This window comes from Noviherbaspirillum aerium (genome assembly GCF_008929045.1).
In the GTDB taxonomy this organism is placed as follows: domain Bacteria; phylum Pseudomonadota; class Gammaproteobacteria; order Burkholderiales; family Burkholderiaceae_D; genus Noviherbaspirillum; species Noviherbaspirillum aerium.
Genome location: NZ_VFAH01000018.1, coordinates 68,233 through 92,367 on the forward strand (window position 1 = coordinate 68,233; position 24,135 = coordinate 92,367).

The following is a 24,135-nucleotide window of genomic DNA, read 5'->3' on the forward strand; positions in this document are numbered from 1 at the left end:
CCGGAAGAAATCCGTTGGAATCTGTTTACGGCAGGCGGCTTGCGACCGGGCATATTGTATCCATCGATGCTGCCTAACCGCAGCTGTTGCATCAAATAAAGTGCAGGTTGCGGCAATTTATACCGACGGATGCCCTTCTTTCTCATGATCAATCCATCGCAACAGGTCACCACAACAGGTCCGCAAGCATGACCAGAAAACTCCTCATGATCAGTGTCGCGCTGGTGGCAGTCCTCGCCGCGGCCGGCATTTTCCTGCGCAACGGCGCGCCATCTTCGCCCGCCTTCATCGACCCGTCGGACGCAAGCCTGGTGGAACGCGGCAAAGGCATTTACGTTTCGCATTGCGCCGCCTGCCACGGCGCCAAGCTTGAAGGACAGCCGGAGTGGCGCCTGCGCCTGGCCAACGGACGTTTGCCGGCACCGCCGCATGATGCATCGGGCCATACCTGGCATCACCCGGACAAGGTGCTCTTCGACATCGTGAAGAACGGGCTGGTGCCGGGCAAGACCGCGCCGGACGGCTACCAGAGCGACATGCCGGCCTATGCGAGCCAGCTGTCGGATGAACAGATTACAGCCGTGCTGGCCTACATCAAGAGTCATTGGCCGCAGGAACTGCTGGAACTGCAAAGGAAGGTGACGCTGGAGCCGGGTGGAGGGTAGGCTGGCAGGCAGATAGATGAATCGCCGGACCGCCGGCCGCCGGACCGCAGAATCCGATGCGGTCCCGCCCAACTTTTTCAGCGCCGGGCGTTCCAAACTCTGGATGGGTCAGGACGGCCTGACCGGTATGGAAGGACCAAGAAAGAAGGAGGCGGCAGCATGAACGATCCCTACCATCTTCAGCGATTCGTTGCGGCCCAGGAAAGCGTCTATGCCGATGTCCTCGAGGAATTGCGGCAGGGCCGCAAGCGCACGCACTGGATGTGGTTCATCTTCCCGCAGATTGCGGGCCTCGGACACAGCGCCATGGCGCAGAAATACGCGATCGGCTCGCTTGACGAAGCCCGTGCCTATCTCGCCCATCCGCTGCTGGGCGCGCGCCTGCGCGAATGCTGCCGGCTCGTTCTTGGCAACAAGGGCGGATCGGTCGAGCAGCTGTTCGGTTATCCCGATCACATGAAATTCCATTCCTCGGTCACCTTGTTCGCGCGCGCAGCGGGAGAAGACGATGTATTCGATGCATGTATTGCCGAGTTTTTCGGCGGACTCGCCGATGGCGGCACGCTGGCATTGCTGCCGCGGGCGTGAGGGCAGGACCCGCAGCGCCGCCGGAATGGCTGCCCTGGGCGGCATGATCGCCTGTATGGTGCTTGCCGGTGCCGCGCCGCCATCGACGGCCGCCGAGGTGGCGTGGCTGGAAGCTGTCGAAGTGGCGCAGGGAGCGGGCGAAAAGGGGCCCTGGCAGCAGAACGACTCACGCTACCGCTATGTCGACGACGCCACGGTCAGCCTGGACCCGCAAGGCGATGCCGCCGTGGCCTGGGTCGACCAGGCAGGCAAGGACGTATTCTTCCGGCGCATTCCGGCCAATGGCGGAAAACCCGGCGAAAGCATGGGCGAGCCGCTCAACATATCCCGCAGCGCTTCGACATTTTCCTGGCTCCCCCGGATGGAACGCGCGCCGGATGCGCAGAACACGATTTATGTGCTGTGGCAGGAAATCATATTTTCCGGCGGTTCCCATGGCGGCGACATATTGATCGCGCGGTCCGACGACAACGGCAGCTCCTTCTCGCCGCCGTTCAATGTGTCCGACTCCGTCGGCGGCGACGGCAAGGGAAGAATCAATCCGAAGGTCTGGCACAACGGCAGCCAAGACCTGGTGGCGGGACCGGGCGGCCTGCTGTACCTCGCCTGGACCGAATACGACGGCATGCTGTGGTTCAGCCGCTCGCAAGACGGCGGACGCGGCTTCAGCCGTCCTCGGCGCATTGCCGGTGGCGGGCAGGAAAAGCCCGTGCGTGCGCCGTCGCTGGCGCTCGCCGAAGACGGCACGCTGTATCTGGCATGGACCACCGGTGAAGACGATGGCGCCGATATCCAGGTGGCGAAGTCGGCCGATGGCGGCGCATCATTCGGCACGCCAGTGGTGGTTGCGCCGACCGATCGGTATGCCGATGCGCCGAAGCTGGCCGTGGGAGCCGGCGGCGCGCTGCACCTGGCGTATGCCCAGAGCGACGGCGGTCCGTTTGGCAGGTATTCGATCCGCTACACGCAGTCTGCTGATGGCGCGCGCAGCTTCAAGCCGCCGAAGGAGATTGCCGTACCGGCGGGAGGAAGGGAGAGCATGCATTTCCCCGCATTGGCATTGGATGGCCGCGGCCGGGTGGTGGTCGTTTATGAACAGTATCCCGATGTCCGCAAGGACCCGCGCGGCCTCGGAATCGTGATATCGCCGGACGGCGGACGCAGCTTTTCCGCGCCTGCAGCAATACCGCATAGCGCCGACCCGAAAGGCGGCACCAACGGCAGCCATCAGGGCAGGCTGATGGAAAAGCTTGCCGTGGACCGCGACGGCCGCATCGCCATTGCCAATGCCAGCCTGTTGCAGGGCAGCCATAGCCGCGCATGGCTGATCCGCGGGCAGCTGGCGCCGGCCTCACGGGAATTCCAGAGGTAGACGGTAAGATCAGCGACCCGGAAAATGAACCATTTTTCGGGCCGGATCAATAAGGAGATCTACACTGCGCCGTGCGCCTCGACGTACAGCGCATACAAGGAATGCGAACTCGCCATGTAGAGCCTGTTGCGCTTGGGTCCGCCGAAGGTGAGATTGGCGCAGCGCTCGGGCAGGCGGATGAAGCCGATCGGCTTGCCGTCCTTGTCGAACACTTTCACGCCGTCGAATTCCTCGGATTTCCCAAGCGGCAGGTGGGCGCGCATGCCGCCGCCGACATCGGTCGCCTCCGGCTGGAAGGCGCCGGTGAATCCCCAGCCGCACCACAGGTTGCCGTCGCGGTCCACGCGGAAACCGTCCAGCGCACCGGGACCATCCGCATCGATCAGCTTGGTCTTGTTGCCGACCGTGCCGTCGTCATTGACATCGAAGCTCCAGATGCTGCGATGGGGCGTACCCTTCCACTCCACCACGTACAGTTTTTTCTCGTCCGGCGAAAAAGCCAGGCCATTCGGGTTGACCAGGTCGCGGACCACGGCGGTGATCTGCCCGTCCTTGCCGATGCGGTAAACGTTGGTCGTGTCCTGTTCCGGCTTGGCGCGCTGGCCCTCCCATTCGCCGTTGATGCCGAACAGCGGATCGGTGAACCAGATGGAATCGTCGGATTTGACGACCACATCGTTTGGCGCATTGAGACGCTTGCCTTTGAAGCGATCCGCCAGCACGGTCATCCGGCCATCCTTTTCCGTGCGCACGACGCGGCGCGTCACCGAATGCTCGCAGCTCACGAGCCTGCCCTGGCGGTCGCGCGTATTGCCATTGGCGTAATTCACGTTTTCCTTGTGCACCGAAAACTTGTTGGTCGCTTCATCGAACTTCATCAGGCGATTGTTCGGTATGTCGCTCAGGAGCAGGTAGCCCGGCTTGCCAGGCGTCGCGTTCGGAAAATATGCCGGTCCTTCGGCCCAGCGCATGCCGGTGCCGAGCTGTTCGACAGTGCTGCTGTAGATCCGGTATTTCGCGAAACTCGGATCAAGAATGAGGACCGCAGGATCGGGATAGCGCTGATTCGGCTTGAACTCGAAAGATTGCGAAAGGGCGCTGCCGCCGATGGCCAGCAATCCGGTGCCGGAAGCTGCCTTGAGAAAACTGCGACGCTTGCTGTTCAAGCTGCTGGTCATGCCTTGTCTCCTTGTTGGACGGACGAATGAATGAGTGCTGTGGTGGCGCATGGCGGTGGCAATGTCATCGATATCACGAGTGCGGAAATCACGGCGGGAGCAGCAGGACCCTGAGAGCAAAACCGGAAGTTCAGGTCGCTGGTACGGCAGGCATGCGCTGTTGATTTCTTACAGATGGTAGCGCTACCAAAATGTGGTGTCAATGACACTTGTCCTTCTTGCAGGATTTCCATCCTTGCAAAATGTTTCGACAATGCACGAGAGGAAGCCGCGATTTGCCGCCGGGGCTGCCGTGCGCCGGCGGGTAGCGTCATGCGAGAGCAGGTCGCTTCAGCTTCGCTCCGACAGGCGCCGGACCATCACCGGCCGGGGCTTCAAGGCCTCTGCGCGCGCTCTCAGTTGCCCGCAGCCGCCATCCACTTCCTGAGCGGCGGAGTCGCGCAGCTTGGTAAGCACGCCGTGGCGATGCAGCCAGCGGGCGATGTCGCGTGCCTTGTCCCATGAGGGGCGCTTGAAAGGAAGGCCGGGATTGGTGTTGTAGGGGATCATGTTGAGGACGGCGAATTTCCCCTTGAGCAGGGCAACAATGCCGTGCAGCTCGTCTTCGCCGTCATTGACGCCTTCCAGCAGGGTCCATTGATACTGGACCGGATAATCGGTCGAGCGGCCATATTCCTCGCTCAGCTCCACCAGTTCCCTCGGCGTCAGGCGCGGCGCCCGCGGCAGCAGCCGCTGCCGCAGGTCTGGCCTGGTCGTGTGCAGCGACAGCGCCAGCGCCGGCTTGACCGGCCCTTGCGGCAGCCTTTCGAAGACGCGCGGATCACCGACCGTCGAAAACACCAGGTTCTTGTGTCCGACATTGCCCTCGGTGCCGAGCAGCTCGATGGCCTCCATCACGTTGTCGAGGTTATGCGCCGGCTCGCCCATGCCCATGAACACCACCTTCTTTACCGCGCGCTGGGTGCGCGCCAGCGCCACCTGAGCGAGAATTTCGCCGCTGGTCAGCTGGCGCAGCAGGCCGTCGCGTCCTGTCATGCAGAACTGGCAGCCGACCGCGCAGCCGAGCTGGCTGGAAACGCACAGTCCGCCGCGCGGCAGCAGCACGCTTTCGGCGGTCTGCCCGTCCGCCAGCCCGACCAGCAGGCGCGCCGAACCGTCGTCCGCCGGATGGGTCGAGAGCAGGCGTGCCATGCCGCGCAGTTCGGCATCGAGTTGCGGCAATGCATCGCGCACCGGCTGCGGCAGGAAATCCTTCGGCCGCCGGCGGCCGTGATCATAGGGCCGCGCCTGCAGCCAGTCGCGCAGGACGCGTTGTTCATGGGTAGGCTTGGCGCCTAGCGCGCGAAGACGCTCGCGGATATGTTGAATTTGCATGAGGGAGGCGGCGTTCTTCCGAGGTGCGCCGAAAAGCAATCCGGCATTCTCCGCCTTTACAGGACATTTTCAAAGGCGAAAAAAAACCCGCAGGCTTTGCAGCTTGCGGGTTCAATCCAATTCAAGAAGAGTTGGAGGAGACAGGTGCTACTTTACTGCGCCGCATCATAGTTGTCCTCTTTATTTTCGTAATAAGAGCTATACATTTTGGTTATATGAGCCGATTGCATGCCGGCGGCTCGGAATGGTCATTCACGATCGACTGCCCGGCCAAGGCCGAGGTTGTGCTTTTTCAGCTTGTCGTACAGGGTTTTCTTGGGTATGCCAAGGTGTGCCGCAGCGATGGCGACGTTTCCCTCGTGCGCAGTCAATGCCTGCGTGATCAGCAGGCGCTCGTAGGCATCGATCTGTTGCGGCAGCGTCAGCGTGCCGGCATCATTCGCGTGCGGCATGATCCCATCGCGTTCGATCACGCCGAGCACCAGCCTGTCGGCGAAATTGCGCAGTTCGCGCACATTTCCAGGCCACTCCCGCGTTTGCCATTGCGCGATCTCGGCCGCGTTCCACACCGGCACGGGGCGCTGGAAACGCAGGGCCGCGCCTTCCAGGAAATGGGCGAGCAGCAAGGGTATGTCTTCGCGCCGTTCCGCGAGGCGCGGCAAGTCGATGCTGACCACGCCGATGCGGTAGTACAGATCCTCGCGAAACCTTCCTTCCGCGCTGAGCGCCAGCAGATCCGCCTTGCTGGCCGCGATCACGCGGCAATCGATGTCGATCGGAACATTGGCGCCGAGGCGCTCCAGCTTCCGCTCCTGAAGCACGCGCAGCAGTTTCACCTGCAGCGGCAGGGGCATGGTCTCGATCTCGTCGAGGAAGACGGTGCCGCCGTTCGCATACTCGAGCTTGCCGATGCGGCGCTTCTGGGCGCTGGTGAAAGCGCCGGCTTCATGGCCGAAGATCTCGCTCTCGAAAACCGTCTCGGGAAGGGCGCCGCAATTGAGCGCGACGAACGGCCCCTTGCGTCCGCTGGCTGCATGCAATTGCCGCGCAACCACTTCCTTGCCGGTACCGGTCTGGCCGTTGATCAGGACGTCGACCGTGGTGGGACCGATCGACCGGATCAGCATGCGCACCTTCTCGATGGCGGGCGACTCGCCGATGAGCCCCGGCATGTCGGGGTGGGCCGTCCAGGCCGCCTTCAGCCGCCGGTTCTCCAGCACGAGGCGTCGCTTCTCCTGCGCGCGCCGCACGCTGTCCATCAGCCGTTCCGCGGCAAAAGGCTTCTCGACGAAATCGTAGGCGCCCGCGCGCATCGCTTCGACCGCCATCTCGACATCGCCATGGCCGGTGATGATGATGACCGGCAGATCGGCATCGATGGAGGCAAGCTGCCTGAGCAGGTCGAGCCCGGAACGGCCGGGCAATCTGACGTCCGTGATCACTACGCCGGGGAAGTCGGGCGGCATGGCGGACAAGGCCTGCTCCGCGTCCGCGAAATCCCGTACCCGGAAGCCGCCGAGTTCCAGCGTCTGCATGGTGGCGAGGCGCACCGATTGTTCATCCTCTACGAGGATCGCTTCAAGCACTGACAAGTTGGCTCCCGTCCTGACGTGATGTCGATGATTGCAGCGGCAGGCGCAGGATGAACTCGGCGCCGCCCTCGCTGCGATTGTGCGCGCTCAACTGCCCGTTCATCGCCTGCACGATGGACGAAGAGATGGCAAGGCCGAGTCCGAGCCCCTTGCCGGAAGGCTTGGTGGTGAAGAACGGTTCGAACAGATGCGCAACCGCATCGGCGGCGATGCCATGACCGGAATCGCGGATGCGCACCACGGCTTCGTCTCCTTCGCGGCGCAGGCTCACCGAGATATGCCGCTGCCCTGCTTCATCCAGCGCGTCCACCGCATCGAGCGCATTGCGCAGGAGATTGATCAATACCTGCTCCGTCCTCACCATGTCGCCGGAAACGGCGACGCCCTCGGCAATGTCGGTCTCCAGGCTGGCATCGAGACGCCTGAACTCCGTCTCCAGCAGCATGATCGATGCCTCGATCGCGCGGCCCAGGTCGACGCGCGCCACCTTGTTCTGGCTCTTGCGGGCAAAGCCCTTCAGCTGGCCGATGATGGAGCCCATCCGCGCGCTGGCGGCGCTGATATGCCCCAGGTTGTCCTGCGCCTTGTCCGGCTGTCCGCGGGTGAGGAACGTCACGGCGTTGTCGGCGAAAGTGCGGATCGCCGCCAGCGGCTGGTTCAATTCATGCGTAATGCCCGCCGCCATCTGTCCCAGCATGGCCAGCTTGCCGGCCTGTACCAGTTCATCCTGCGTGCTGCGCAGCAGCTGCTCGGTTTCCTGCAGCTTCGCATACTTGTCTTCCAGGTGGCGGTTCGCTTCCAGCAGTTCCGCAGTGCGCTGGCCGATCCGGCGTTCCAGTTCTTCGGCCGCCTGCTGCAGCGCGCGGCGCGATTCAAGCCGTTCCTCGATGCGGCGCCGGCGCTGGTGCATCGCCAGCAGGGAAATGGCGGCAAGCCCGATCACCAGCGCGGCGGACAATGCGGCATACATGGCGGCGCGCTGTATGCGCGCCATGGACGGAAACAGCATCAGCTGCCATTGAAGGCGGCCGACATGCTTGCCTACGTAGGGGCCGAAACCGGCTGAATCGGCTTTGGGGAGCGAGGAAATCGCGGCAATCGACTTTTCCGCGTACTGCTTCGTGTCCGCCAGCGCGAGTTGCGCAGCGTCGTTCAGCGGCTCGATGCTGTGATAGCGCCAGGCTTCCCTGTTGCTCAGAAAGACGACGCCGCTGCGGTCCGCCAATGCGATCGGATCTTCGCTGCTGCGCCAGGTCTGCTCGAATTCGGCCAGGCTGATCTTGACCGCGATGACGCCGATCGGCGTGCCGGAGCGCACCGCCGGCGCGGCGTACACCGGCTGGGCAATGAAATACCCGGGTTCGCTGGTGGCGTTCCCGATGCCGTAGAAATGCCCCGAATCGCCCGCGAACGCGTTCTGGAAATACGGGCGGAAGGCGAAGTTGCGGCCGATGAAGGTCAGCGGCTGGTTCCAGTTGCTGGCGGCCAGTGTATGCCCTTCGCGGTCCATCAGGTAAATGGCGCTGACCTTGGCTTGCCGCTGTATCGCCTCCAGCGTCGCGTTCAGGGCGAACAAGGTCGGCGAGGAGTCCGGGTGCTGCAGCGCCTTGATGACATCCGGATGGAAGCTCAGGGTGAAGGGCAGGGTTTCGTAGCGTTCCAGCAGCGACTCAAGATCCACGGCGATCATTCGCAACTGCCGTTCGGCCGTCGCATGCACATCATCGGCCGCTCTTTTCTGGGCCGTCAGATATACGGCCCAGATCAGCATGCCGGCGGCAATCACGGCAAGCGCGATCAGCACTTTGGGTTTGGCGAATCTCATAAATGGTCGGATGCGTTGCCGTCCGGCTTGGGATGATGACGGTCCGCCAGGCGGAAAGCAGGGCGGCAGGGAAAACAATACTAGCCGATTTTGGGAGGCTTCCGCACATGGCGTTTACACCGGATCGGATGCGCAGACCCGGTCATGCGGATTCCCGGAAAAGCGGCTGTCCGGCTTTGCGGATAGCCGCACGCGCTTGCTGCGGCAAGTCTGCCGGCGGCATCAAATGACGTGCAAAATCAAGGGCTTGGAATTTCAGGCAAGCTGGCATGAAGCATGCAAAAGAGGGCGCGCAACGTTGGGCACATGCTGTTCACCATCTATTAGATGCCCGCTGCAATTCACCAGGAGAGAAAATGAGACTCAAACCCTTTGCGCTGCTGCTTGCGGCAGGATTTGCCTTCGCCGCCCATACCCAGGCCCAGGCCCAGAACGACGCTTATCCGAAGAAACCCATCACGCTGATCGTTCCATTTGCCCCCGGCGGCACCACCGACATCGTCGCCCGCGTCGTGGCCGACAGGATGGGCAAGGAACTGGGGCAGGCGGTGGTTGTCGAGAATCGTGGCGGTGGCGGCGGAAGCATCGGCGCAACGGCCGTTTCAAGGGCGGAGCCGGATGGCTATACCCTGGGCATTTCCACCGTATCGACGCATGCGGTGAACCCGGCCTGCAATCCGAAGCTCAGCTACGATCCTCTCAGCGGATTCACGCCCGTGACCAACCTGGCGCGCACGGCGAACGTATTGACGGTGAATCAAAAGGCCGGAATCGAAGACGTCAAGCAGTTGCTTGAACAGCTCAAGAAGAATCCGGGGAAAATGACCTATGCCACTTCCGGCACCTGCACCATCCAGCACATGCTTGGCGAACAGTTCAAGGTATCGACCGGGACTTTCATTCTGCATGTGCCTTACCGCGGCGCCGGTCCGGCGCTGAATGATCTGCTTGGCGGCCAGGTCGACATGATGTTCGACAACCTGCCTTCCTCGCTGTCGCATATCACCGGCGGCAAGCTGCGTCCGCTTGCCGTCTCCTGGTCCAAGCGCCTCGATGTACTGCCGAATGTGCCGACTTTTGCCGAGCTCGGCCTGAAACAGGTGAACGATCCCGCCTGGTATGGCCTGGTGGCGCCGCCCAAGACGCCCGACGACATCGTCAAAAAGCTGCATGCGGCCGTGGTGAAGGTGCTTGCCATTCCCGAGGTGCGCGAGCGGCTGAAAGCCAGCGGCGCGGAGCCGGTGGGGAATACTCCGGCCGAACATGCCGCCGAAATCAAGACGGAGCTGGAAAAAATGAAGAGCCTCGTGAAACGGCAGGGCATCAAGCTTAATGAAAGCTGATGCGTTGATCGTCCATCTGTTCTAGATATCCTCATCCATGCCGGTGGCGGCGCGATATTGCGCCGCCTGTCCGTCGAGCCAGTCGGAGAATGCGCGCAGGGCGGGCATGCCGGCTTTCTGCTCGGGCGTCATCAGGTAATAGGCGCTGGTGCTGGCGTAGGTGTGGTTGCAAGCAATCACGAGGCGCCCGCTGGCAAGCTCCTCCTCGATCATCATCGGCGGAATCAGCGCCACGCCGATCTCATGCCTGGCCGCCTGGGCCAGCATCGAAAACAGTTCATAGCGCGGTCCCGCCAGGTCATTGGCGGCCTTGACCCCGGCCGACTCGAACCAGTGCCGCCATGCATAGGGCCGGGTGCCTTGCTGCAGCAGGGGCAGCGTGGCGATGGTCTCCGCAGACACCGGCTTGCCCTGCTTCGATACCGACTTCAGCAGGCGCGGGCTGCACACCGGCACCACGTTTTCCCGCATCAGGTAATGCGCTTCCGTGCCGGGCCAGTGCGCGTCGCCGAAGTAGATGGCGGCATCGAACTGGGTGTCGGCGAACAGGAATGCCCGGGTGCGGGTAGTCAGGTTGACCGTGATATCGGCATGCTCGCCTATGAACCCGGCAAGGCGCGGCATCAGCCACTGGGTCGCAAAGGTCGGCACCACCGCGAGTTCGAGCGTCGCGCTGCGCCCCTGGTGCGCCATGATGCTCAGGGTATCCTGCTCGACAGCCTCCAGCCTTGCCGATACCTGCCGGCTGTAGGCGAGGCCGGCATCGGTCAGCCTGACGCCGCGCCTGGTGCGCCGGAACAGCGGAACCCCGAGATAAGTTTCCAGAGAGGAAATCTGGCGGCAGACCGCGCTCTGGGTCATGGCGAGATCTTCCGCCGCCTTCGTGAAGCTCTCATGCCGCGCGGCGGCTTCGAATGCCACCAGGGCGCCGGTGTTCGGAATCTTGCGTCGCATGATGGAAGGCTCTCTGTTTTCGGAATTCCATTTTCGCACAAGCCTGTACGGATTTATCGCTTGCGGCACAGTGCTTGCCTGAGTAGCATCTCGTGATGCGACGAAGGGATACTGGTTCTTTAGTGCCCATTTTCAGGATCTTGAAGTGCAATGGAGGAATGTCATGGCGTCAAACAAGCAAGTCTTCAACTGGGAAAGCCCGCTGCTGCTCGATACCCAGCTCACCGAGGAAGAACGCATGGTGCGCGACAGCGCGCGGGCGTATTGCCAGGGCAAGCTCATGCCGCGCGTGCTCGAAGCGTTCCGCCACGAGCGCACCGACCGCGCCATCTTCAATGAAATGGGCGAGCTCGGACTTCTCGGTCCGACCATTCCCGAACAGTATGGCGGCGCCGGCCTCAATTATGTTGCCTACGGCTTGATCGCCCGCGAGGTGGAGCGGGTCGATTCCGGCTACCGCTCGATGATGAGCGTGCAGTCTTCCCTCGTCATGGTGCCGATCAATGAATTCGGCAGCGAAGAGCAGAAACAGAAATACCTGCCGAAACTCGCCAGCGGCGAATGGGTTGGCTGCTTCGGCCTGACCGAGCCCAACCACGGCTCCGATCCGGGGTCGATGGTGACGCGCGCGCGCACCACCGAGGGCGGCTATCTGCTGTCCGGCGCAAAGATGTGGATCACCAACAGCCCGATCGCCGATGTGTTCGTCGTCTGGGCCAAGACCGACGACGATGTGATTCGCGGCTTCATTCTGGAAAAGGGATGGAAGGGGCTCAGCGCGCCGGCCATCCACGGCAAGATGGGCTTGCGCGCTTCGGTCACCGGCGAAATCGTGATGGATGGCGTTTTCGTGCCGGAAGAGAACATGCTGCCGCACGTGACCGGATTGAAGGGGCCGTTCACCTGCCTCAATTCCGCCCGCTTCGGCATTGCCTGGGGAGCGCTGGGCGCGGCCGAATTCTGCTATGAAACGGCGCGCCAGTATGTGCTCGACCGCAAGCAGTTCGGCCGGCCGCTGGCGGCGAACCAGCTGATCCAGAAAAAGCTCGCCGACATGATCACCGACATTACGCTGGGACTGCAAGGCTGCCTGCAGCTCGGCCGGATGAAGGATGCCGGCACCGCCGCCGTGGAAATCACGTCGATGATGAAGCGCAATTCCTGCGGCAAGGCACTCGATATCGCACGCATGGCGCGCGACATGCTGGGCGGTAACGGCATCTCGGATGAATTCGGCGTGATCCGCCACATGGTCAATCTTGAAGTGGTCAATACCTATGAAGGCACGCACGATGTGCACGCCCTGATCCTGGGCCGTGCGATTACGGGTATCCCCGCTTTCTCCACCTGATCCGGCCGGGGTAGTGAAGCCGGCTATGCCCGTTAGGGATGCCGGCTAACCTCGTCAACTGAACCGGGAAATGTCGGCCACCAGTTTGTGGTTGCGCAATTCATGACACTTCCGCCGAACGGATGAGGTCGAACAGGCGGCATCAACGCCATCGACTTGCATCCGGATCGGAGGAGCCCATGTTCGACATGCAACTACCCTGGTGGGAGTTCATCGCCAGAGGCGCCATCATCTATTGCGTGCTGCTGCTGATGGTGCGTATCTCGGGGCGGCGGACGGTGGGCCAGTTCCGTCCATTCGACCTGCTGGTCGTCATGCTTCTCAGTGAATCCGTTTCCAATTCCTTGTCGGGATCGGATGAATCCGTCTCCGGCGGATTGATCGTCGCCGCAACACTTATCGGTCTGAACGCTCTGGTCGGGACGGCGACGGCGCGCAGCCGCACCCTGGCCAAGATCGTCGACGGCACGCCTGTGCTGCTTGGCCGCGACGGGCACATCTTCGATGATGCGCGGCGCGCGGCAAGGGTCACCGAAAACGATATTGAACAGGCACTGCACGAAGCCGACTGTTCTCTCGACGACGTGCAGTGCATGTTCCTCGAGTCCGATGGAAGCATCAGCATTCTCAAGAAGAAGACGGCCGAAGGGGGCTGACTTCATCTCAATTCCACGCCATCACATGCATGAGCCCGCGCTGCGCTCGCTCCATCCATTGTCCATGGAAACCGTTCTAGGAATTCATTCCATGCCTTGCCATTCGAAACAGTCGATCGATCTCATTGCGCGCGTGACGACGTGGGAGCGTTATCATTCACGGGCGCGGTGGTACGCAAGCGACATCACGATATCCTTCTTATCCCTTTAGATGGGCGCATTGGATTGGCACCGCATCAGACCCGGCAGTCAGAAGCGCTTTCTCGTGGCCGGACAATGCGTGGCTGACAACACGACACCCTCCATTTAGACCTAGATCAATAGTCACAGCGTGTTCCCTGTATCTTGCGCGCCCATTGAGTAATGTAACTATCGGTTGCACGTATTCGTGATGCTTGGCAGCGTCAGGCCAGGCATTGTCTTCCGCAGGCCGGAGACAATGCCTGCCTGTCGCCTGTCGCCTGTCCGGGCACGCGGAGAATTCGTGACAGGAGGTGCATATGCTCGGGGACTATCTGGGACGCGGCGACTGGCGCAGTGCAGCCGCGAGGTGGCGGTCGCTCTACAAGGAACACGAGCGCACCCTGAGCATGCTGGATCGCGGCGAACCCGCGGATACGCCCCGCAGGCAAATGGCAGCGGCCCGTCGCTTGCTTGCCATGGCGCCGCAAGTCGCCGCCGAAACCGGTGCCGCCAAGGCGGTGCGGCTGGGTGACTGGCTCGGCACGCGCGGCATGGAACGTGTCGTCGGCCGCCCGGACTTCGAGCCGGGCGCGTTCCTTGAAATCGGATTGGCGGTCGGCCGCGCGGTGTGCCTGATAGAGCTGAAGGACCGTGTCGGGCGCATGCTCTTGCGCGGGACCGGATTCCTCGTGGCGCCCGGCGTGCTTGTAACCAATAATCACGTCATGATGTCGAAGGAAGAGGCGCGCTCGGCAACCATCACCTTCGACTACCGCAACGATCCCTATGGTAAAGCCATGCCGACGACGGTGTTCCGGCTCGATCCCGACACGCTGTTCGAGACCGACCGCGAGCATGACTGCAGCTTCGTCGCCGTCGGCGAACGGATTGCCGGGGCCTTCGGCATCCATGAATTCGGCTGGCTGCCACTAGTCGGCGTCGAGGGCAAGATCGAGGTCGGCGACCCGGTCAACATCATCCAGCACCCGAGCGGCGAGCCGATGCAATGGGTGGTCCGCGACAACAGGCTGCTGGCCTTGCCGGAACTCGCCGGCGAGCGCGATCCGCATGTTTATGCGCACTACGAGGCGGACACCTTGCCGGGGTCGTCCGGCGCGCCGGCGATGAGCCGCTTGTGGGAAGTCATTGCGCTCCACCATCAGGCGGTCCCCGCCGTGGATGCCAGCGGCAACGTGCTGGATCTGGATGGCAAGCCCTACGCGGGCGACGACGACGCCCGCGTGAAATGGCTGGGCAACGAAGGCATACGCGTGACCGCCCTGGTCCGGCTGCTGAGCGAGCGGCGCAAGAGCGCTCGCGGTGAGCAGGCGAGGGCGCTGGATGCGGTACTGGAGGCAAGCCGCCCGGATTATGTCGCCCTGGCAGTCGCCGCCCGCCGCCGGATTACCAATGACCGTCCCGAATACCAGCGGCATCAAGGAGAAGACATGGCTGGCCGCATCGAAGTTACCTTGCCGCTGAAGATCAGCATTTCCATTGGCAAGCTCCAGCCGGTTGCGGACCCTTCCGGGGATGGCACGGACGGCGCGGGCGCGGCGGATCTGCCCATGCGCGATCCTGGAGCTCGGGGCAGCGCTGCTGCCGGCGCAGACAGGCCTGGCGGGGCTTTTAGAGCGGACAGAGCTGACGGACCTGACAGCAGCAATCCGCCGGACGCGGATGTTCCGCTGCCGCCGCACTCGACGCTGTCGCCGCTGCCGGCATCGCTGTCACGGGAACGCGAGGACGCACTGAGGGAGCTGGAACGAAGCCGCGGCCGGCCCTACTACGACAAGCAGCAGGACGCCGCCGATGCCGCGGCCTACTATGCCGCCGTGGTCCTGTCGGGCAACCGTGACGCGAATTTTGCCGCGCTCTCGGGGCTGCTTGAAAGCACGCATCATACGCAGCCCCGCTACGCGCCCGGCAAGCTGCTCTATCTGTGGATCGACCTGCACAAGGAAGGACGTCGGCTGGCAATCAAGAGCATCTATAGCGGCAAGGTGTTCGACGCCAGGGAATTCATCGACGAAGCTTTCGCCATCGAAGCGAGGCGGGAAGCGCTTCGCGTGTCAATGCGCGCCAATGAAGCTTTTTCGAACATGCCCGAAGCCGTGATCGAGGAAATGCTCGAGGCAGGCGCGCCGTATAACTGCGAGCACACCGTTCCCCAGTCCTGGTTCCGCAAGCGCGAACCGATGCGCGGAGACCTGCATCACCTGTTCGCCTGCGAATCCAGATGCAATTCCTTCCGCGGCAACCATGCCTATTTTGATTTTCCCGACACCGAGGCAACCATGGAGCAGTGCGGCCGGCGCGAGGAGGACCAATTCGAGCCGATCTCCGGCAAGGGGCCGGCGGCCAGGGCAACCATGTATTTCCTCCTGCGTTATCCGCGCACCATCGATTCCGGCATCAGCCAGATGACGCCGCAACGCCTGGCGATTCTCAAGCGATGGCATGAGGGTGATGCCGTATCCGACTACGAACGGCATCGCAACCAGGCCATCTTTGAAGTCCAGGGCAACCGCAATCCCTTCATCGACCATCCGGAATGGGCCGGCAGGGTTGCGCTTGAAAGAGGATTGCAAGGCTGAAGGCAATCCCCGCGCAAGTGCATGTCTCTTCATATCCATCTTCATGTTCCATATCTCCATAGGAGAACGCCATGTCACTTATCCTTTCCAAATTAGCTGCTGAGACCGCAGCAAAAGCCAGGGAGCAGCAGTACCATGTGTTCGGGAAGGACCTGCACATCGTGTGCGATACCGAGCCGCGCGGCCATGCGCTGCCGGAAAACAGGTCGCCGCTAGAACACCGCATTCATACAACAGAGGGATTCGTCCCGTTGTGGGATCAGGGACAGACGCTGCGCTGGCACTTCCAGGAAAGATCCTTTGCCAACTTTGCCTATCCCGAGGAACTGAAATCAGTCATTCGCCAGTTGTTCGGCGAGGCTCTCAATGCCTGGGGAGACGCTGCGCCAATCCGTTTTAACGAACAGGAAGATGCCTGGGACTTCCAGATCTCGGTAAAAAGCGAAAAGGATTGTGATATCAATGGATGCGTCGCAGCGAGCGCTTTCTTTCCCGATGATGGCCGTCATGACTTCGTGGTATATCCATCGCTATTCGATCTGGACCCGGCGGAACAGGTGGAAACCCTGATTCATGAGACAGGCCATATTTTCGGACTTCGGCACTGGTTTGCCAACATTTCCGAAGCATTCTCGCCTTCCGTGCAGTTTGGCAGCGACTCCAAATTCACCGTCATGAACTATGGCGACAAGAGCGTGTTTACCAATGCGGATACCGAGGATCTGGCCCGGCTTTACGAGAACGCGTGGGCGGGTATGCTTACCGAGATCAATGGGACGCCAATCAGGTTTGTTCGGCCTTACCATGTGAAGCGTTACCTTGAAGAAAACAGCGTCGCATCCCGCCTGCTTCAACCGGCGTCGGTGCTGCAACGCATTCGCAACCTGATGGCCTTCGAATCCTCTTCCAGGCTGACAAATTAAACATCATGCAATCGCAATCGTAATAGCGCAGCGCATGCAGATGCGCTCGCCAGGTGTGGCGCATGCGTCGATGCGCATAGCGCATGCCCCCTTCTTCGGAAAAATGCCACTGGAGGCCATATGCTGGACGCCACTTACTTCACTAAAAACGAGCGTGTCATGGCCGCGGTCGCTGCCGCCGGAACATGTGCCGACAGGGAGTATTCCGACCTCATCGACGATGACGGCCACCAGTATGTCGATCTCGTCATGGAAGGCGGCGGGGTACTGGGGATTGCCCTGGTCGGTTATACCCATGTGCTGGAGAAGGCGGGCATCCGCTTCCTCGGTATCGGCGGCACCTCTGCGGGAGCCATCAACGCCGTCATGCTGGCCGCCCTGGGAAGGCCCGTCGATGAAAAATCCGACCGGCTGGCACACCTCCTGGCAAATATGCCGATTGCCTCGTTCATCGACGGCGATGCGGATGCGCGCGACTTTTCCAGTGCGGTATTGAACAAGGCCCGCATGACCAAGCTGCTGTGGAAGGCAATCCAGGTCATGGACAATTTGAAGGAAGACCTTGGCCTCCACCCGGGAGATGCATTTCTCGAATGGCTGACCGCAGCGCTCGCGGACGCCGGGGTTCAGACGACGAAAGAACTGGAAGCCAGGCTGGCCGACGTGCCGGCCTCGCTGCGCATGCGCAGTGGAATACGTCCCGGCGACGCGCTTTCTCCTGCAGAAAAGGCGGGGCGGCTTGCCATGGTGGCCGCCGACGTCACCACGGAGACCAAGGTCGAGTTTCCGAGAATGGCGCACCTGTACTGGCAAGATCCCGGCGCGGTCAACCCGGCCGGTTATGCCCGCGCTTCCATGTCCATACCGTTCTTCTTCCATCCCTACCGCGTCTCGGGATGTCCGCAGAACACGGCGGCGCAATGGGCCAGCGCGGGCTATTGCGGCGTCTTGCCGCATGAAGTGATCTTCATGGACGGCGGCATCATGTCCAACTTTCCCATCAACCTGTTTCATGAGCCTTACCGGGTACCGCTTGCGCCGACATTCGGCGTCAAGATCGGAATCAACCGGAATGCGCCGACCCGGATCACGAAGCCCGCCGAATTGTTGAGCGCCATCTTCGATGCCGCCCGCCATACGCTGGATGAGGACTTCATCGCGCAAAACCCCGATTATCAGCAACTGGTGGCAATGATCGACACCGGAGACCACAACTGGCTGAATTTCAGCATGGAAGACGAGGAGAAGCAGGATCTCTTTGCCCGCGGCGCGGAAGCGGCCGCTGGGTTCCTGTGCCGCTTCGACTGGCATGAGTACAAGAAGACCCGCGAGGGCATCGCCGCCGCTTTCAAGGCGAGCGGGCGCGGCGAGAGCCGGGAAGGCACGGGCACCGCATCTCCGGAAGCCTGAAATCATTCGCGATCCTCACATGGAGGCAGCCATGACATTCGATACGCAAATTGCGGGAGCAATCCTCTGGATCATCGCTGTGCTGTTGATGGCGGCAAAACGGAAGAAGAATGTCATCGCCACCACCCAGAAAGGCGCGGAGGAAGCGCTGGCGAATATCAGCGAATGGTCGAAATGGATGTCGGGTATCCAGACGGCGGCAATCGGCGGTCTCGCGCTCCTGGTGATGAATGAAGATGAGGCCAGGTTTCATCCCTTGCCGGAAGCGGCATCGTTCTTCGCGCTGGCGGCTTTCGGGCTCCTCGGCGCTGCGCTGTTCTTCAATGCCTGGGTATTGTCATCGATGCCTTCTCATTCGATACGCGTCCATGTCGACTTTCCGGACCCGAGCAGATCACCCGACTATGACGTGTACGAGCAGCCCTTGTACGGATGGTCGAAGCAGGTAAGGCTGGGGTATGTGCTGAACGCCAAGCATTGGCTGTGGGCGCACGGACTGCTGGCCGTGGGGCTCTTCTTCATTACGCTGATGTACTGCAATACCCAGTGCAGATGAACCGTCATCGGCGTCCATCCTTCAAGCCGGAACACCAGGCGTTCCCGCGCGGCGTTTCATCACGCAGCGATCCGCCTGCAATGTTTCAGCGTGAATTCGCGCACTTGGGCTAGCGCCGGGTTATGGCTGTCGGCACGCCAGACGAGATAGATTTCGGCCTGGATCTCGCTCTTCCAGAGCGGCTTGAAGACGATATTCTGAAACTGCAGATGCTGCGCCGACGCGGGAACGATCGCAGCGCCGAGCCCCTTGCGCACCAGTGACAGGATCGTGTGGTTCTGCTCCAGGTATTGCACATAAGACGGATGCACGCCGGCCGCACCCAGGAATGCGGTGATCAGGTTGTAGAAATACTTGCCCTCGTCGGGAGAGTGCATGATCAGGGATTCGGACTTCAGGTCTGCCGGACGGATGCTCCTCTTGCGGGCAAGGGGATTCGACACGTGCACGGCCAGCATCAACGGCTCGGCGATCAGGAGTTCCTTCGCAAAGGAATGCCGGGCGTTCAGGGGGCGCATGAATCCGAGATCGATGATGTTGGAGTTGAGCGCGGCGATCTGGTCCAGGGTCACCATTTCCTTCAACAGGATATCGACCGCCGGCAGCTCGGTTTTTGCCGCGGAGAGCAGGTCCGGAATGAGATCGTAGCCAGCCACCGCGGTGAAGCCGAGCGTGACCCGTCCCGCCTGCCCGGTATCGATGCGGCGCGCTTCGATGGCCGCCTGGTCTGCCTGCTTCAGCAGATAACGCGCATTCATGTAGAAACTCTGGCCCGCGGTCGTCAGGGTCACCGCCCTGGTCGACCGTTCCAGCAGGCGCACTCCCAGCGCATGTTCCAGCAACTGTATCTGCCGGCTCAGCGGCGGCTGCGTCATGAACAGGCGCGCGGCGGCGCGGCCGAAATGCAATTCTTCGGCGACGACCACGAAGCAGCGCAGCTGGAATAGTTCAAACATGTTCAGGCACGAGTCGAAATTTCATTAATACAGGTTTTGAATTAATCGATACAGCATCTAGCTTAGACTAAACCCGTCAGGGTTTCTACAATTGCTCCATGCAATTTCAAACGAAGCGCGTCGGCACAGGCGCAAAGAGTTGGAGACGGAGGCGGCCCGCCAAGCAATCGCAGGTTTGCCCGATCGCTGGACATCGGCTGCGCAAGCCCGTCTGGACAGGGCAGGGATGGCTCGCAAGCCGCTTCAAGGATGGTAGCGAACGGCCAGCGACGGCCGCCGCGTCCGTGCGCCTTTAGCCTTTGAATGAAGTTTCCGAGGCGATTCAGATTAACACTAAAGATAGGATGCCAATCATGATGACTTTGCGTGCTGTATTGACGGCGGCTGCCGCCTGCCTGATCACCGTCGCGGCCCATGCCCAGACTGCGGCTTACCCCTCCAGATCGGTCACGCTTGTCGTGCCTTTCGCTCCCGGAGGCGGAACCGATACCGGCACCAGGATACTTGCGCAGAAGCTGTCGCAGAAATGGAACCAGCCGGTGGTGGTCGAAAACAAGCCCGGCGCGGCTGGGATGATCGGCGCCGACTATGTGGCAAGAGCAACGCCGGACGGCTATACGCTGCTGATCGGCAATCTCGGCACCCAGTCCGTGAACCCGTCGCTCTACAAGAAGATTCCCTACAACCCGGATACCGCCTTTGCCGCCGTTTCCCTGATCGCGGAGCTGCCGCTCTTGCTGGTGGTCAATCAGAACTCGCCGGCGAAATCGCTCAGCGAACTCGTTGCCTTCGCAAAATCGAAGCCCGGCAACCTGGCTTACAGCTCCTCCGGTTCGGGCGGCTCCATGCATCTGGCGGCGGAACTGCTGGCCAGCGGCACCGGGACAAAGCTGCTGCATGTGCCTTACAAGGGCGGCGGCCCGGCCATCCAGGATCTGCTGGCGGGCCAGGTCGACATGTCGATTGCGACCATCCTTGAGCTCAATTCCCATATCAAGTCCGGGAAGCTGCGACCGCTGGCGCAGATGGGCGCGACACGCGCGGCGGCCCTGCCGAATGTGCCGACCGTCGCCGAAGTGGCGGTCGCCGGATTCAGCGCTACCTCCTGGATGGGACTGCTGGCGCCCGCCGGTACGCCGAAGGCGCTGATCGAACGCATTTCGGCCGATGTGCAGGAGGCGGTGAATACGCCGGAGATCCGCGACAAGTTTGCCAGCCTGGGGGCCGTCCCGGTGGGCAGTGACGCGGCGAAATTTCAGGCATTGATCGATGCCGACCGAAGCAAGTATGCGCGCCTGATCAAGGAAAAAGGAATTGTCGCGGATTGAATGCGGATGCAGTTCTCCATACCAAGACAAAGCAAAGCAACCAAGGAACAGATGATGAAACCGGAAATCCTGCAACTCAATCCCATATTGATCCCCTCCATCAATCAACAGCTGGACGCGCTCTATACCGTCAGGCGCTACTTCGAGCAGGACGACAAGGATGCCTACATCCGCGAGGTGGGCAAGTCCATTCGCGGCGTCATCACCGGCGGCCATACCGGCATCGGCCGGGCATTGATGGAGAAGCTGCCGGCGCTGGAAATCGTCGCAGTCAACGGCGTGGGCACCGATGCGGTGGACCTTGCCTATGCGCGCCAGCGCGGCATCCCGGTTACCGGCACCTTCGGCGCCCTGACGGAAGACGTGGCCGATCTCGCCCTCGGGCTGCTGCTTGCGACCTGCCGCAACATCGCCGCGGTGGACCGCTTCGTCCGCGACGGCATGTGGGTCAAGCATCCGCAGCCGAGCGCCATTCCCTTGGCGCGCCGCTTCAGCGGCATGCGTGTCGGCATCGTCGGCATGGGAAGGGTGGGCCGCGCCGTCGCGCAGCGCGTCTCGGCATTCGGCTGTCCGATCCGCTATACCGATCTGCAGCCCATCGAGGGACTGTCCTGGGAATTCGTGCCTGGTCTGAAAGCGCTCGCCGAACAAAGCGATGCGCTGGTGCTTTGCGCCGCCGCGGACAAGGCCGAGGGAATCGTCAACGCCGAGATACTGGAAGCGCTCGGCAGCAATGGCTTCCTGGTGAACATCGCGCGCGGCAGGCTCGTCAATGAAAATGACCTGGTCCATGCGCTGCAAACCGGCCGCATTGCCGGCGCCGGGCTGGATGTGTTCGTCGACGAACCCCACGTGCCGCAGGCTCTCCTTGGCATGGACAATGTCGTGCTGCAGGCGCACCGCGCGAGCGCCACGATGGAAAGCAGAACGGCAATGGGAGACATGGTGCTCAAGAGCCTGGCCGACGCGCTCGCCGGAAAAAGGCCGGAGAACAGCCTGACCACATAGCGGGAACAGCGGGTTCCAGGCGGCCACATGCACGCCGCCACGTGCGTGCGACGTCCCTGGTGCGTGCGCCGTCCCTATTCCGTCAGCAATCAGGTTGCCGAAAGCATCGACGATGTCAACAGAATCCATGCCGCGATTGATCCGCCGTTCCAATCTCGTCGAGATGGTGTACGAGGCCATCGAAGACTCCGTGCGGCGCGGCGAGTTGCAAGTCGGCGGATGCCAATTCACGGAAGCCGCCCTGTGCAGGAAATACAATGTCTCCCGGCCGACTGTGCGCGAGGCCCTGATCCGGCTGCGGGCCAAGGGCATGCCGGCCGGCCGCAGGACGGACGGTGCATATCCCGGCGCTTCGCTTTGCAAGGAGTCAGTCGGACTTTGCCATGGGGATTTGGCTAGCGTTGACGACATCCGCAAGCATGTCGAGTTCAGGCGCACGATGGAGCTTGGCGCCGTCAGGCACGGCGCGTTGAATCGGGATGCCGCAGATGTCGACGCGCTGCAAGCGGCATTTCAGGCTTTGCATGAACACAGCGATTCCGACCGGGCTTCCGTCGAGGCAGACATCATGTTCCACATGCGCATTGCACGTGCGGGAGGCAATCCCGTTTTCGTCTCCGTCATGGAATCGCTGCGTCCGCATCTGTTGTTCACCATGAACCTGTCCCGGCAGTTCTCCCACCCGGAAAGCTGCGCCAGGCGATACGCGCAGATCGAATCCGAACATTGCATGATCATGGAAGCGATCATCGACGGGGATGCGCAGCGGGCGCAGGCCGCCATGCGTACGCATCTCGGCAATGCGGCTGTGCGGGTGCTGGGGAAAATGCAGGGATAAAGGCAGCCGGTGGATGCGACTGTTTGATGGTGATGGAAACCTGCCTTGCTTATATGTAGCAAACCGGACTTGATCTGCTAAATTCTGTCGGATTCCATCGCGCTCTGAAATTAGCCGAACTTCCGGGTTAGGCCATTAGAAGACGGTGGCAGTAATATATCAGCACTCCAGAGCGGTCGTTTAGAACGGGTATATCTATTTGACCGACGATGGACATCCTTCGCTCGCACTTGTCGAACATCTAGGCATGCACCCCACGTAGTCATAGAATGCCCCTATGAATGGGGCATTTCTAGCATGGCTACTGAGGTACGGCAAAGGCGCGTACCGATCCCATGTCTGACGTAGGCGCACCGCTGACAGCGACCGTCCCCTTAGCAGTACTCAACGCCTCAATGCGATACACGCCAGTGGGACTTACGGGACTTCCGGATCCGTATAGTCGATCGTGTTCGGTGTCGAGCTGAATTTGTGCCGCATACCAAGAAGGCGCTATGTATCGATCCACAATGACAGTCCCCGCTTTCGTACTGACTTTGTCAAGGGCAGAATCGACCCGTCGCTACGAAGCAGATACATCGAATCGGTACGAGCATCAAGGGCAATGTCTCTTGCGAAGCCTGAAGTCGATTGCGGTGCATTAAGGGTAATGGTTTTAGTCGGGTTAGCTACACCGTTAAGGGTATCAGCCTGCTCGAAGACTAAAATCTGCATCGTCAAGTCAACGTTGCTGAAGACGTACATGATATTCCGTCTACTGCCGGCTAATTTGAAAAAAGGCGCCGCTCAAGCTAAAAGAGATTTGGGCGATCCGCATACGTCTTCAACTAGCCGATAAGGCTCGAGACTTGGCATTGTCCAACCTTGCCATAGGCAGCAATTGCGCGGCTGGGATTTGCTTAGCTTACGGGTTTGCGACATCGCCCCAGGCAGAAAACATCCTACCGCGCCATGATCATGCAGCGCAAGACGCACCGGCCAGTGCAATGCGAGATCGCTGAGCAGACCCGGCAGTCGGTCATAGCGTTGATCGAGAAAGCGCATCTTCCTTCAAACCAATGCCTGTTTCCAAGCCGAGTGGCTGAGTTGCCCCATCTATCGACCGGCCAGTACGCGCGCATTGTGGCCTCCTGGGTGGAATCAATCGGTCTAAATACAGCAGCCTATGGCACTCACACCGTGCGGAGAACAAAGGCGACGTTGATCTACCCACGAACGAAGAACCTACGGGCGGCCCAGCTTCTTCCAGGGCACACCAAGCTAGAGAGAGCACCGTACGGTATCTCGGCATTGAGGTTGACGATGCGCTTGAGATTGCTGAGCAGACGGAGGTCTAGCACGGAGCCGGTAAGCCGCGTCGCACGGTAGCAGGACGCTTGCCGGCCAATACCGGACGTCGATACGCTAAATTCATTCAATATACAATACGCAACATCGC

Annotated in this window: 19 protein-coding genes and 1 pseudogene; 14 read left to right on the forward strand and 6 right to left on the reverse strand. The window is 61.3% G+C overall.

Features of this window, described 5'->3' with window-relative positions; genetic code table 11:
* Positions 1 to 188 precede the first annotated feature (188 nt).
* From FH061_RS21585 to FH061_RS21595, 3 genes are all read left to right on the forward strand, one after another.
* Complete coding sequence (locus FH061_RS21585) at positions 189 to 665, forward strand: c-type cytochrome (RefSeq protein WP_151637905.1); 477 nt, start codon at positions 189 to 191, stop codon at positions 663 to 665.
* Positions 666 to 824: 159 nt separating this feature from the next.
* A complete protein-coding gene (locus FH061_RS21590) occupies positions 825 to 1,253 on the forward strand; it encodes a DUF1810 domain-containing protein (RefSeq protein ID WP_151637906.1) in 429 nt (142 codons plus the stop codon).
* Entirely contained in the window at positions 1,174 to 2,625 is a 1,452-nt protein-coding gene (locus FH061_RS21595) for a sialidase family protein (RefSeq protein WP_151637907.1), read from the forward strand. Before FH061_RS21590 ends, FH061_RS21595 begins: the two co-directional genes overlap by 80 nt.
* Positions 2,626 to 2,684: 59 nt before the next feature.
* Here FH061_RS21595 and FH061_RS21600 read toward each other — a convergent pair whose 3' ends face one another.
* The 4 genes from FH061_RS21600 to FH061_RS21615 all read right to left on the reverse strand — a co-directional run bounded on the left by FH061_RS21600 (position 2,685) and on the right by FH061_RS21615 (position 8,594).
* On the reverse strand, positions 2,685 to 3,803 hold the full coding sequence (locus FH061_RS21600) for an SMP-30/gluconolactonase/LRE family protein (RefSeq protein ID WP_151637908.1): 1,119 nt from the start codon (positions 3,801 to 3,803) through the stop codon (positions 2,685 to 2,687).
* A gap of 330 nt (positions 3,804 to 4,133) precedes the next feature.
* Positions 4,134 to 5,177: an RNA methyltransferase gene (locus FH061_RS21605; protein ID WP_151637909.1), complete on the reverse strand. Its 1,044-nt coding sequence runs from the start codon at positions 5,175 to 5,177 to the stop codon at positions 4,134 to 4,136.
* 248 nt (positions 5,178 to 5,425) lie between these two features.
* Positions 5,426 to 6,769 carry a sigma-54-dependent transcriptional regulator gene (locus FH061_RS21610; RefSeq protein ID WP_225984795.1) on the reverse strand — a complete coding sequence of 448 codons (1,344 nt, stop codon included), beginning with the start codon at positions 6,767 to 6,769 and terminating at the stop codon, positions 5,426 to 5,428.
* Positions 6,756 to 8,594, reverse strand: a complete 1,839-nt coding sequence (locus FH061_RS21615; protein WP_151637910.1) for a sensor histidine kinase — start codon at positions 8,592 to 8,594, stop codon at positions 6,756 to 6,758. The genes FH061_RS21610 and FH061_RS21615 overlap by 14 nt, the downstream gene beginning before the upstream one ends.
* A gap of 356 nt (positions 8,595 to 8,950) precedes the next feature.
* Between FH061_RS21615 and FH061_RS21620 the strand changes: the two genes are divergently transcribed.
* Positions 8,951 to 9,937 carry a tripartite tricarboxylate transporter substrate binding protein BugE gene (locus tag FH061_RS21620; RefSeq protein WP_151637911.1) on the forward strand — a complete coding sequence of 329 codons (987 nt, stop codon included), beginning with the start codon at positions 8,951 to 8,953 and terminating at the stop codon, positions 9,935 to 9,937.
* Between the two features lie 21 nt (positions 9,938 to 9,958).
* Here the strand turns inward: FH061_RS21620 and FH061_RS21625 are convergent, their stop codons facing one another.
* Positions 9,959 to 10,891, reverse strand: coding sequence for a LysR family transcriptional regulator (locus tag FH061_RS21625; protein ID WP_151637912.1), 933 nt, complete (start codon positions 10,889 to 10,891; stop codon positions 9,959 to 9,961).
* Between the two features lie 163 nt (positions 10,892 to 11,054).
* Between FH061_RS21625 and FH061_RS21630 the strand changes: the two genes are divergently transcribed.
* The 6 genes from FH061_RS21630 (at position 11,055) to FH061_RS21655 (ending at position 18,567) form a co-directional block, all read left to right on the forward strand.
* Positions 11,055 to 12,242: an acyl-CoA dehydrogenase gene (locus FH061_RS21630; protein ID WP_151637913.1), complete on the forward strand. Its 1,188-nt coding sequence runs from the start codon at positions 11,055 to 11,057 to the stop codon at positions 12,240 to 12,242.
* Between the two features lie 179 nt (positions 12,243 to 12,421).
* Complete coding sequence (locus FH061_RS21635; protein WP_151637914.1) at positions 12,422 to 12,898, forward strand: DUF421 domain-containing protein; 477 nt, start codon at positions 12,422 to 12,424, stop codon at positions 12,896 to 12,898.
* A gap of 500 nt (positions 12,899 to 13,398) precedes the next feature.
* Complete coding sequence (locus FH061_RS21640) at positions 13,399 to 15,678, forward strand: endonuclease (RefSeq protein WP_151637915.1); 2,280 nt, start codon at positions 13,399 to 13,401, stop codon at positions 15,676 to 15,678.
* 71 nt (positions 15,679 to 15,749) lie between these two features.
* Complete coding sequence (locus tag FH061_RS21645; protein ID WP_151637916.1) at positions 15,750 to 16,601, forward strand: matrixin family metalloprotease; 852 nt, start codon at positions 15,750 to 15,752, stop codon at positions 16,599 to 16,601.
* Positions 16,602 to 16,721: 120 nt separating this feature from the next.
* Positions 16,722 to 18,011 (forward strand): patatin-like phospholipase family protein, encoded by a 1,290-nt coding sequence (locus FH061_RS21650; RefSeq protein ID WP_151637917.1) that lies wholly within the window; start codon positions 16,722 to 16,724, stop codon positions 18,009 to 18,011.
* A 31-nt stretch (positions 18,012 to 18,042) separates the two neighbouring features.
* Positions 18,043 to 18,567 carry a hypothetical protein gene (locus FH061_RS21655; RefSeq protein WP_151637918.1) on the forward strand — a complete coding sequence of 175 codons (525 nt, stop codon included), beginning with the start codon at positions 18,043 to 18,045 and terminating at the stop codon, positions 18,565 to 18,567.
* 59 nt (positions 18,568 to 18,626) lie between these two features.
* On the opposite strand, the gene FH061_RS21660 is transcribed toward FH061_RS21655, so the two are convergent.
* Entirely contained in the window at positions 18,627 to 19,523 is an 897-nt protein-coding gene (locus tag FH061_RS21660) for a LysR family transcriptional regulator (protein WP_151637919.1), read from the reverse strand.
* 353 nt (positions 19,524 to 19,876) lie between these two features.
* Here FH061_RS21660 and FH061_RS21665 point away from each other — a divergent pair, with 353 nt between their 5' ends.
* The 4 genes and pseudogenes from FH061_RS21665 to FH061_RS31140 all read left to right on the forward strand — a co-directional run bounded on the left by FH061_RS21665 (position 19,877) and on the right by FH061_RS31140 (position 24,034).
* The gene (locus tag FH061_RS21665; RefSeq protein ID WP_151637920.1) at positions 19,877 to 20,851 is read left to right on the forward strand and encodes a Bug family tripartite tricarboxylate transporter substrate binding protein; all 975 of its coding nucleotides are present in this window, start codon (positions 19,877 to 19,879) and stop codon (positions 20,849 to 20,851) included.
* Positions 20,852 to 20,905: 54 nt separating this feature from the next.
* Positions 20,906 to 21,859, forward strand: coding sequence for a 2-hydroxyacid dehydrogenase (locus tag FH061_RS21670; RefSeq protein ID WP_151637950.1), 954 nt, complete (start codon positions 20,906 to 20,908; stop codon positions 21,857 to 21,859).
* Between the two features lie 112 nt (positions 21,860 to 21,971).
* Complete coding sequence (locus tag FH061_RS21675; RefSeq protein ID WP_151637921.1) at positions 21,972 to 22,697, forward strand: FadR/GntR family transcriptional regulator; 726 nt, start codon at positions 21,972 to 21,974, stop codon at positions 22,695 to 22,697.
* Positions 22,698 to 23,497: 800 nt separating this feature from the next.
* A pseudogene (locus tag FH061_RS31140) lies at positions 23,498 to 24,034 on the forward strand (tyrosine-type recombinase/integrase).
* The last annotated feature ends 101 nt before the right edge of the window (positions 24,035 to 24,135 follow it).